The sequence below is a fragment of the Saccharopolyspora spinosa NRRL 18395 genome, assembly GCF_000194155.1.
Lineage (GTDB): Bacteria > Actinomycetota > Actinomycetes > Mycobacteriales > Pseudonocardiaceae > Saccharopolyspora > Saccharopolyspora spinosa.
Window position 1 is genome coordinate 1622079 of the sequence record NZ_GL877878.1, and the last position, 10393, is coordinate 1632471.

Below are 10393 nucleotides of genomic sequence, written 5' to 3' on the forward strand. Positions count from 1 at the left end.
ACTGCTGGAGCTGTTCGGCGTCGGCCCCGAAACCGCCGGCCAGCTGCTGACCTCCGCCGGGGACAACCCCGAACGCATGCGCTCCGAAGCAGCGTTCGCGCACCTGACCGCGGCCGCACCGATCCCCGCGTCCTCCGGCCGCACCCACCGCCACCGCCTCAACCGCGGCGGCGACCGCGCCGCCAACAACGCCCTGCACACCATCGTCCTGGTCCGCATGCGCCACGACGAACGCACCCGCGCCTACGTCCAACGCCGCACCAAGGAAGGACTCTCGAAGAAAGAGATCATGCGCTGCCTCAAACGATTCGTCGCCCGCGAGGTCTACCACGCCCTGACCACCACACAAGTCACCCAAAACGACCTTGCACCCGCCGCTTGACATCTATAGGAGCATCCGTTCGTGCCGCCTAGGAGGGTGTCGTTGACGGGCTCGATGAGCTGGCGGACCTTCTTGAGCATCGGCTCGCCAACCCGCATGACCTCCTTCTTGCGCGATGGGCGTAGCAGAGTGATGCCCTGTTCGGACAGTGATCGTTCAAAGGTCTTCGAGGCGAACCCCTTGTCGCTGATCAGCAGCAGCCCGGCCCGGTCCTTGATCATCTCGGCGTCGACCTCCAGCATCGCGGCCAGCACCTCGCGCTCGCCGAGCTTGGGATCGGCCAGTGCCCACAGGACGGGCATTTCCGGCAGGGGTGCACACGAGGTAGAGGCGCAGGCCCCAGAAAAACCGTGAGTGTGACGCGCAGTACCCGTAGCTGGCGAAGCCCGCCAGGTCCGAACGCTTGGCTGTGGGGCGGGACATGCCGCAGGGCACCGGGGTGGAGTCGATGATCCATACCGTGTCGTGCCAGAAGTCGGTGTCCTTGGCCAGGACGCGAACGACCCGTTTGATCTGCGGAAGCGCGGCCCGTAGTCGTTTGTTGTAGCCGGACTGCCCCGGAAGGTACGGGAAAGAGGTGCCGCTGGTGTGCGCTGGCGTAGCGCAGCCACCGGGCCTAGCTGTGGAAGCCCAGCATCGCCTGCATCACGGCCAGGCACAGTAACTCCGAGTGGCTCAGCTTGGGCGGCCGTTCGGGAAGCCGCGCCACGTCGGCCCGGTCGTCGTCAATCTTGACGTAGCGTGCGATCACGAGGGTGTCCAGGTCTGTCGTCACAAACGGTTCATGGACACCCGCGCCTCATACCCGCAGCCATATGGACTTACTCGTCTAGTACGGACGGGTGTCCGTGGGGTCGTGAATGGCAATACCGGTTCTTACCGGATCAGTCACTCCCGACCGTTTCGGACATTACGGGCGGTTCCTGCAGGAAAGGTTCTCCGCTGGGCATCTCCGGCGGCTTCTGCCGTGGGGACCGGCGGAACAACGTCACGCTCACCGCGCTCTTTCCGTTCTTGACGCTGCTGCTGGAGTGGGCCGCCGTTTGGGGCAATCCGGCTCGGATTCGTCCGCTGTTGGTTGAGACACGGATGCGGACGTCTCTGCGGATCTGCCCGTTGTTACCCAACTTCGATCGCATCGGGCCGTTGGGGTGAACTTCCCGGGAGACGGCTGCGTGTTTTGGGCATGACGGGAACAACGCAGCCCACGGTCGGCGCCGGTGAGGTGTGCCGGCTGACGATCTACGGCCCCAAGTCGCGCATCGAGCTGGCGGTGCCGGCGCATGTGCCGCTGGCCGACCTGCTGCCGACCTTCCTGGGTCATCTCGGTCAGGAGTTGGGCAACGCTGGCCTGCAGCACGGGGGCTGGGTGCTGCAGAAGCTGGGCGAGGCGCCGTTGGACGAGGACCTCGGCACTGCTGCGCTTGGTCTCTACGACGGCGACATGCTCTACCTCCGGCCCCGCAACGACCAGTTGCCGCCGGCGGACTTCGACGACCTGGCGGACGGGGTGGCCACCGGAATCTCCGACCGCAAGGACGCCTGGAGGCCGGAGCTGACCCGGCGGTTGTTCCTCGGATTGGTCGGTGTGGTGCTCGCTTTCGGGCTGCTGCTGTTGCCGATGATTGGCGTCGGCGTCGGTGTCGCTCTCGTGGCCGGCGGTGTGGCAGTGCTCCTGGTGATCGCTGCCGCTGCCGCCTCCCGCGCGGCTGGCGACAAGGGCGGGAGTGTGTTGCTGTCGGCCAGCGCGATCGGCTTCGCCCTCGTGGCGGGACTGGCGTTGCCCGTACTGCGGCGGTCGCTGTTCGAGGCCCCGGGAGTGCTGACCGCTCCCTCAATTCTCTCGGCCGGGTGCTGCGTGCTTGTAATCGCGGTGCTCGGAAGGCTCGCGGTGGGTGGCGGTTCGGACTCCGGCTTCCTCTCCGCCGGGGTGGCCGCGCTACTCACGGCTATCGCCGGCGGGCTGTCCCTGTTGGATGTAATCGGCGCGAAGGGCGCCGCGGCGATCGTACTCGCGCTGACATTCATGCTCGGTATGCGTGTTCCGGTCCTCGGCGCCCGCATGGCTGGCTTGCGCATACCGCCGCTGCCCGACACAGCCGAGGAGTTCCAGCAGGACGTCGACCCCGAGCCGAGCCGGGAACTGCTGGCCAGGACGGCCCGCGCCGATGAGTTCATCACCGCCCTCTACATCGGACTCGGCATCGTGGGGGCCAGCTGTCTCACGGTGCTCGCGTGGAGCCCCGGATGGGCACCGATGACACTGGCGTCGGTGGGATCGGCGCTGCTCATGCTGCACTGTCGCGACTTGCTCAGCGCCCGGCAACGGCTCGCCGTGCTGATCCCCGGAATCATCGGTGCCGGGATGGTGCTGGCTGCGCTGTGTGCCTTCGGCCCGCTGGCGCTGCGACTTTCCCTGGTTGGGGCGCTGATCGTGGTGGCTGCCCTGCTGTATGCGGGCGCCCGCACGCTGCCGGGCCGCAAGCTGCTGCCGCACTGGGGTCGTGCTGCCGACTGGAGTCAGACCATCCTGGCCATCTCGATCATTCCCCTCGCGCTGGCCGCGATGGATCTCTACGCCCGGGTGCGTGCCGGATGGTCCTGACGCAGAACAACTCGGATCAGCCGAAGGAGGTGTGCCATGCATTCGCGCAGTGACCAGGTCCAAGCGCACTCGTTCATGACCGCGCGGCTGGTTTCCGCGCTGGTGCGCGCGGAGCCGGACATGGCCACCCCGCCGCTGCGGCGCACCCCGCTCGGCATGGTGATCGGCTTCGCGCTGGCCGTGCTGATCGTGGCCGGGTTCGCCGTGGCTGCGCTGTTGTCGCCGGGTGGCGCGACGGCGTGGACGCAGCCGGGCACGCTGATCGTGGAAAAGGAAACCGGCACCCGGTACGTCCTGGCCGACGGCGTGCTGCGTCCGGTGCTGAACCTCACCTCCGCCCGACTGCTGCTCGGCGCGAACATGCAGGTGGCCAACACTCCGCAGTCCTCGCTGGCCAACGTGCCGCGCGGGACACCGGTCGGCGTCGTCGGAGCACCGGACTCGTTGCCGGACCCAACCAAACCCGTCGACGCAACCTGGCTGGTCTGCGCCGAATCCGCGGTCGATACCACGGGCTCGCCGCGTCCGGTGCTCTCGCTGGGCGTCGGTTCCGCACCCGATGCGCGGCCCGTACCGGACGATCGGGCCGTCCTGGTGAGCTCCGCTGACGGGACTGAATACCTGGCGTGGCGCGACCGGCGGATGAAGCTGACGGGGCCGTGGGTGAGCCGGGCGCTCGGATACAACGACAACTCGGCCATCCGAGTTCGCGACGCCTGGATCAATGCGCTACCCGCCGCTCCGGATCTCGGGGCGCCGCAGGTGTCGGGGCAAGGCGAGTCCGGCCCCGTGCTGGACGGTCAGCAGACCATGATCGGCCAGGTTTTCGTGGTCAACGGCGTCGGGATGTCGGAACGGTACTTCATCCTGACCCAACACGGGCTGCTTCCGGTGACCAAGACCGGAGCCGCGCTGGCGCTCGGCAACCCGGCCACTGCGGCCGCATATGGCGGCACGCAGGTGGCGGCGCGAAAGCTCAGTTCGGCGGCCCTGGCGTCTGCAACTGTGTTGCCCGCATCCGAGGCGATGGCGGCATGGCCGCCTACTCCACCAACTCTGATGGATGGTCGGAGCCCGTGCGTTCAGGCCGTCACCATCGGCAACAACATCTCCCAGCGTCTGGTGTCACGGCCCAGCGTGTGGAACGCCGAAGTCGTCGACGGACCTGGCTTCGTCCGCAACAAGTTGACCGCGGACCGGATCGCGATGCAGCCGAGTAGCGGAATGCTGGTGCGAACCCTTCCGGCTCCCGGCGTGACCGGTGCCGGCCTGTACCTGATCGCCGAGCCCGGGGCGAAATTCCCGGTGGCGAACGAGGGTTCGGCCGCTGCACTGGGTTACTCGGGAGCGAGGGCGGTGGGGGTGCCCGCGAGTTTGCTGGACCTGCTTCCAACGGGTCCAGTGCTGTCCGGCAAGGGTGGGGGGTGACGCCGCTACATCGTGACGACGACAGCCCGGTGTCGGGCAACCGGCAACGAACCGGTTTTCATCTCAGCGAATAAGGAGAAAAAGAATGCAAAGTGCCGCCCAGTACGGCCTTAACGCCGATCATCTGCGGAAGATCATCCAGGCCACCGACGATGCCCTGGCCAAGATGCGGCAGCTGAACAACAACGTCTCCGCTCAGGCCAGTGCCCTGATGTCGGCGAACCAGTCGAATTCCGGGAAGATCCTCAACGACCGTTTCAGCGTCTGGGCCCAGGACTTCGGGCAGATCGCGGGCAACCTGACCAACCTGAACGGCAAGGTCAAGGGCCTCCTGCAGCTGAGCCTGCAGACCGCTGATGACGCCGCGAGCACTTCGGGCCAAGGCCAGTAAATTCCGAATCCACTCCTATGAAAGGGGAAGGTCTTGTCTGACTTTCTGGTCAATCACGGCAACTATGGCGACGTGAATGCGACTCTCGCGTCGGCCGTCGGCACGATGGGAAGCATCCTGGAAGACCTCAACAACTTCCTCAAGGGGACGAACGAGGCCGTCCAGGGTCAGGCGGCGCCGCTGTGGGCCGACGAGCAGATGAAGTGGAACCAGTCCTACCAGGACATGCACATGCGGCTGAGTTCCGGAGTGAAGGCGTCGAACAACGTTGGTGAGATCTTCCAAGAAGGCGACCGACGCGGCGCGGCCCTCTTCTAAACCACGCATTCGGCAGTGAATGTGGTGGCTCGGTCCGGGGTTGCCGCGCATGCCTCGGACCGAGCCACCACTCATACCCGCGTAGCAGAGGAGGAAAGCCATGTCGGGTTCCAATGTTCCAGGTAAACCGATTACGGCGTTCGACCGGAGTCAGTACGAACGATTGATCAGAGCCATCGATGATGTCGATCAGGGGCTGGCCAAGATGTTTCTGAAGCCTGGCTCGGATATTCGGCTGGACGCCACGTTGGGCAGCAGGCTCAAAATCGGTAACTCGAGCTGGGCCGCAGTGAAGGATTTCAACACAGGCGCCACCAACTTCGGCACGTCGGTTGACGGTATCAACCGGAAGTACAGCAAGGGCTGGCAGGATTTCATCGATGCCCTCAACGAGGCCAAGGACATCTTCGAAGAAACCGACGACCTCGCGAAATACGGTGCCGAAAAGTTCTTGAACGAGTACCCGGACCTCGGGGCGTCGGACGGTTCGTCGTCGTCCGGTGTCCCCGGTGGTGGCGCCGCCGGTGGTGGCGCCGCCGGTGGCAGCGCCGCCGGTGGCAGCGATAGTGGCAGCGATGGCGGCAAGGGCGGCGGCAAGTAGCCGGGGTCTTCGCCCACATCGTGATCCGTCAGTATTGCTCGAAGTGCATCTTGAATCCTCCAAACGCACCTGACCGCCGGAGGATTCAATTTGGTTAAGCCGGCGCGGCTTTTCCTGATGAACAGGCAGTTGTCCCAACTAACCAGTCGAACGGCTTGTCGCCGGTGATCGAGGAGAGCCAATGGCTGAAGAGGAACCAGCCCAGCTGAAAGTCCCCGACAACACCCACTTCTCGGAGTGGGGCATCGGAGAGGTACTCCTCGCGCTCACCGGCGACCAAGTCGACTTTCGATCGGCGGCGGGCAAGAGCTGGATCAAGTTCAACACGGAGGAATCGGGAGGGTCGTGGGACAAAAGTAAACCGAGTTCGGCGCTTATCCAGTATCACGCCTGGGACACGCTCTATTATTCGGCTGGTTACGACGACGACGCATTCAAGGCGTGGGATGACCTGTGCCTCAAGATGGATACCATCTCCAACGACTTGGCCACGGGACAGCGCGGCTCGCTGGATATGCTATCCGTTTACGAGGCTGAAGATAAAGTCAAGCTGTACGAGCAATTTCTGAAATATTCGACCGGGGATTTCCGTTCCTGGGCCAAGTACCTCGACCAAGACAACTCGAAATTCGAGGGGCGGGCGGCGTCGGTGATTCAGCGCCGCATGGACACCTATGCCGATTCGCTCGCAGACGTGCATCAGCAGGTCACCGATAACTACGGAGTCAGGGTGTCCTCGGCGTTGGGCGACCTGAGGTACCAGCTGTCTGCTGTCATAGCTGCGATCACTAACGCCTGGTGGCAGGGCGCCCGGAGTAAACTCTATGGGCTTCCCCGGAAGTTGGCGTATTCCCAGGCGGCGAGTGTGTCCAAGTTTATTACGGATAACGGCTTAGTTGCGCCCAAAGCGGCTCACCCCAATTATGCTCTGGACGATATAGTCGATAGCTCGGACCGGGACACAGCGGAGGAGTTCATTCGCAGCTGGCTGGCTAGTACCGAATACGGGAATGTCATGACCGCGGCCGCCTGGAACAAGATGAACGACGAGGTCAACAACAAGATCACGTCGGCGCTCGACGAGCTGGACACTGTTGCGCGAGACGCCATGTCGGACCTGTACCCAGCTATGGTGACCGCTACGACCGCCCTGACCGCACTGGTCGAGCCGACGCCCAGTAACTCGTCCGGCGGTGGTGGTTCCGGGATTCCGAAGCCGGATGGGGGTACGCCTCCTCCGCCGAAGTGGAAGTGGCCGGATCCCAACGGTGGTGGGCCCGGTGGCCACGATAAAAATGGGAAGCTGTGGCCGGATCCCAAGGGCGGTGGGGCTGGTGGCTTCGATAAAATGGGAATCCGTTGCCGGGATCCCAACGGCGGTGGGGCTGGTGGCTTCGATAAAAATGGGAATCCGTTGCCGGATCCCAACGGTGCCGGGCTTCGATTCGAACGGGCATCCGTTGCCTGGTTTCGATTCGAACGGGAAGCCGCTGCCGGGCTTCGATTCGAACGGGCATCCGTTGCCTGGTTTCGATTCGAACGGGAAGCCGCTGCCGGGCTTCGATTCGAACGGGCATCCGTTGCCTGGTTTCGATTCGAACGGGAAGCCGCTGCCGGGCTTCGATTCGAACGGGCATCCGTTGCCTGGTTTCGATTCGAACGGGAAGCCGCTGCCGGGCTTCGATTCGAACGGGCATCCGTTGCCTGGTTTCGATTCGAACGGGAAGCCGCTGCCGGGCTTCGATTCGAACGGGCATCCGTTGCCTGGTTTCGATTCGAACGGGAAGCCGCTGCCGGGCTTCGATTCGAACGGGCATCCGTTGCCTGGTTTCGATTCGAACGGGAAGCCGCTGCCGGGCTTCGATTCGAACGGGCATCCGTTGCCTGGTTTCGATTCGAACGGGAAGCCGCTGCCGGGCTTCGATTCGAACGGGCATCCGTTGCCTGGTTTCGATTCGAACGGGAAGCCGCTGCCGGGCTTCGATTCGAACGGGCATCCGTTGCCTGGTTTCGATTCGAACGGGAAGCCGCTGCCGGGCTTCGATTCGAACGGGCATCCGTTGCCTGGTTTCGATTCGAACGGGAAGCCGCTGCCGGGCTTCGATTCGAACGGGCATCCGTTGCCTGGTTTCGATTCGAACGGGAAGCCGCTGCCGGGCTTCGATTCGAACGGGCATCCGTTGCCTGGTTTCGATTCGAACGGGAAGCCGCTGCCGGGCTTCGATTCGAACGGGCATCCGTTGCCTGGTTTCGATTCGAACGGGAAGCCGCTGCCGGGCTTCGATTCGAACGGGCATCCGTTGCCTGGTTTCGATTCGAACGGGGATCCGCTGCCGGGTTCCGGGGCTGATTCCGGAACTGGTTTTGGGGCCGGGGCCGGTGCCGGGGCTGGCTTTGGTTCTGGTTCTGGTGCTGGCGCCGGGGCCGGCTTTGGCGCTGGTGCTGGTGCTGGTGCTGGTGCTGGCGCTGGTTCTGGGGCTGGTTTTGGGGCCGGGGCTGGTGCTGGTGCTGGGGCTGGCTTTGGGGCTGGTTCCGGCCTCGGCGCTCCGACGCCTGCCGGACTGAATGCTGCTTCGTCGCCGGGCGGTTCGGGTCTCGGTGGTGGTACCGCTGGCCCGCCTGCAGCGGTGCTGTCCGGTGGATCGCCGGGGATGAACGGCAATGGCGGCATGGGTTCCGGGATGATGCCCCCGATGATGCCTCCGATGGGAGGCATGGGTGGCATGGGTGGCGGTAACGATCAGAAGGAACGCGAGCGGCAGACGTGGTTGTCTGAGGACGACGAGGTTTGGGGCGCCAACGACGCCGCTGGGCTGAGTGTGATCGGTCGGCCCGACGAGGAAGGCTATGAGTTCGACGAGTCGATCGTGGCCGCCGGGCCGATTCGCGGGCCGCGTCAGCCGGCGCCGCAGCCCGCCGAAGACGAGCAGGAAGCGGAGACCGCAACCCGAAACGCGTAGTGCGGTAGTAACCAATCTCCGTGCCAGGAAAGGAGAGGTGCCATGTCCTCGCCCATGTTCGATGAGCTGGAGGCGGCGCTTGAGGAGCTTCGCAGTCAACAGAAGCGCATTCGCGAAGCTCAGCAGGAGGCCGAGCAGGAGACCACGTCCTTCCGGACCAAGGACCGCATGATCTCGGCCGTCGTCGATCACAAGCTGCGGTTGACAGAACTCAAGCTGTCGGGTTCGCGCTACCGCAGCCTGGCGCCGGCCGAGCTTGCCAGCCGGATTGTCGAGGCGGTCCAGGCGGCGCAGGACGAGGCCGCGAAGAAGTCTATGGACGTTTTCACCAAGCTGGCGCCGACAGCATCCGGTCCCCAGTTCGGCGAGGTACTCAATACCGAATTCGACCTTGACCGAATGTTCGAAGAGGCTGTCCGCCTAGCGCAAACACCACTTTTCCCCGAAGACGTTAAGCAGAGCGAGAAGAACGAGGAGGCGGAGTCAGATGGCAAGTGAAGACGATGTCTTCTGGGCCAGCATAGGCGGGCTTAGAGGCAGCAAAGGTTCGGTTGACGATCTCGCATCGTCCTTGGAGGTCAAACTCCGCAGCCTCAGGACTGAACGGGTCCGGCTTCTGGACGGCGCGGGATCGACGGACGGGATCCTGAACCCGGTGAAGCAGAAATTGGACGGGTTCGACCAGGTTCTGAAGATCCTCGAAACGCTCGCAAAAACCTTGAAGGAAAAGGGAGAAGGTCTCAGTGAACTCACTCAGCTCTTGGAGAGCATGAACTCCGACGCCGAAGATGGTGCGAAGGCAGCCGACGGGACCGGCAAGAAGTAGCCGAGCGTACTTCTTCGATGTGCCCGCGTCGCGGGCAAAGCCGGTGCGTCGGCACTACAGGGTCGATACCGGAGTCGGTCGTCGAGATCGGAGGGGCTGAAGGCGGGTCCTACCGGACCCGCCTTGGCATCCAAAGGCGTTGTCCGCCAGGTCCGGATGGGCGTCGGGCAACTTGGGCGGTTCGAACGAGTTGCCCTTTCTTTCTACTTCTTGCTACCCGAACGCGCGTTCTTGTGACATCTAATGGTGTGCTGGTCTGACCAGGAAGACATAATACCGATCATTGTCGTTTCGCTTGGTTTCAGGGTTGGGTGGGTTTGATGTTTTCGTCGATCATGGTGCCGGAGGAGGTGAGGCGGCTTTTTCAGGTGTTGACCGGTGAGGATATGATTCCGCTGAGGGAGCGGGTTTCGGGCAGGATCGGCAGGGCACGCCGCCGCCGGTGTATTCCGGTGAGGTGCCAGGTTCCGGGCAGGCCCGGCAGGGCACACCATTGTCGGCACATTCCGATGAGGGAGCGGGTTTCGGGCAGGACCGGCAGAATACACCGCTGCCGGCAGATTCCGCTGAGGGAGCGGGTTTCGGGCAGGATCGGCAGGGCACGCCGCCGCCGGTGTATTCCGGGGATGAGGTGCCAGGTTCCGGGCAGGACCGGCAGGGCACACCGCTGCCGGTACATTCCGATGGGGTAGTGGGTTTCGGGCAGGATCGGCAGGATCGGCAGGATCCGCCGCCGCCGTACAGCGCGGTTGCCGGTGGCGATCAGGTGTCCGGGGCGCATGGTGTGGATGTGCCTGGGAACCGGCCGCTGGGGGTGCATGCCTCGCAGACACCGGACTCACCAGCGGTGACCCCAGATGCTTCTGGTGTGCCCGCGGATGC

Annotated in this window: 12 protein-coding genes and 1 pseudogene; 11 read left to right on the forward strand and 2 right to left on the reverse strand. The window is 64.2% G+C overall.

Features of this window, described 5'->3' with window-relative positions; translation table 11 throughout:
* On the forward strand, positions 1 to 382 hold a 382-nt coding region (locus SSPN_RS0108210), incomplete at its 5' end, for a transposase (protein WP_148271994.1).
* A 26-nt stretch (positions 383 to 408) separates the two neighbouring features.
* On the opposite strand, the pseudogene SSPN_RS62500 reads toward SSPN_RS0108210, so the two are convergent.
* Positions 409 to 1157: pseudogene (locus SSPN_RS62500) on the reverse strand (IS982 family transposase); the annotation flags it as partial.
* 411 nt (positions 1158 to 1568) lie between these two features.
* On the opposite strand from SSPN_RS62500, the gene eccD reads away from it, so the two are divergent.
* From eccD to SSPN_RS0108260, 10 genes are all read left to right on the forward strand, one after another.
* Positions 1569 to 2987 carry a type VII secretion integral membrane protein EccD gene (gene eccD / locus SSPN_RS0108220; RefSeq protein ID WP_010693505.1) on the forward strand — a complete coding sequence of 473 codons (1419 nt, stop codon included), beginning with the start codon at positions 1569 to 1571 and terminating at the stop codon, positions 2985 to 2987.
* Positions 2988 to 3023: 36 nt separating this feature from the next.
* A complete protein-coding gene (gene eccB, locus SSPN_RS0108225) occupies positions 3024 to 4415 on the forward strand; it encodes a type VII secretion protein EccB (protein ID WP_010693506.1) in 1392 nt (463 codons plus the stop codon).
* 85 nt (positions 4416 to 4500) lie between these two features.
* Positions 4501 to 4806, forward strand: coding sequence for a hypothetical protein (locus tag SSPN_RS0108230; RefSeq protein WP_010693507.1), 306 nt, complete (start codon positions 4501 to 4503; stop codon positions 4804 to 4806).
* 33 nt (positions 4807 to 4839) lie between these two features.
* A complete protein-coding gene (locus tag SSPN_RS0108235; protein WP_010693508.1) occupies positions 4840 to 5124 on the forward strand; it encodes a WXG100 family type VII secretion target in 285 nt (94 codons plus the stop codon).
* A gap of 100 nt (positions 5125 to 5224) precedes the next feature.
* Positions 5225 to 5725 carry a hypothetical protein gene (locus SSPN_RS0108240; protein WP_010693509.1) on the forward strand — a complete coding sequence of 167 codons (501 nt, stop codon included), beginning with the start codon at positions 5225 to 5227 and terminating at the stop codon, positions 5723 to 5725.
* A gap of 181 nt (positions 5726 to 5906) precedes the next feature.
* Positions 5907 to 8075, forward strand: a complete 2169-nt coding sequence (locus SSPN_RS54425) for a hypothetical protein (protein WP_148271931.1) — start codon at positions 5907 to 5909, stop codon at positions 8073 to 8075.
* Positions 8076 to 8119: 44 nt separating this feature from the next.
* Positions 8120 to 8290, forward strand: a complete 171-nt coding sequence (locus tag SSPN_RS54430; RefSeq protein WP_192814537.1) for a hypothetical protein — start codon at positions 8120 to 8122, stop codon at positions 8288 to 8290.
* Positions 8291 to 8376: 86 nt separating this feature from the next.
* Positions 8377 to 8685, forward strand: coding sequence for a hypothetical protein (locus SSPN_RS50610; RefSeq protein WP_083821624.1), 309 nt, complete (start codon positions 8377 to 8379; stop codon positions 8683 to 8685).
* A gap of 42 nt (positions 8686 to 8727) precedes the next feature.
* Positions 8728 to 9183, forward strand: coding sequence for a YbaB/EbfC family nucleoid-associated protein (locus tag SSPN_RS0108255; protein WP_010693512.1), 456 nt, complete (start codon positions 8728 to 8730; stop codon positions 9181 to 9183).
* Positions 9173 to 9511, forward strand: coding sequence for a DNA recombination protein RmuC (locus SSPN_RS0108260; protein WP_143539672.1), 339 nt, complete (start codon positions 9173 to 9175; stop codon positions 9509 to 9511). Before SSPN_RS0108255 ends, SSPN_RS0108260 begins: the two co-directional genes overlap by 11 nt.
* A gap of 364 nt (positions 9512 to 9875) precedes the next feature.
* Here SSPN_RS0108260 and SSPN_RS0108265 read toward each other — a convergent pair whose 3' ends face one another.
* Positions 9876 to 10331: a hypothetical protein gene (locus SSPN_RS0108265; RefSeq protein ID WP_148271932.1), complete on the reverse strand. Its 456-nt coding sequence runs from the start codon at positions 10329 to 10331 to the stop codon at positions 9876 to 9878.
* Positions 10332 to 10393: the final 62 nt, after the last annotated feature.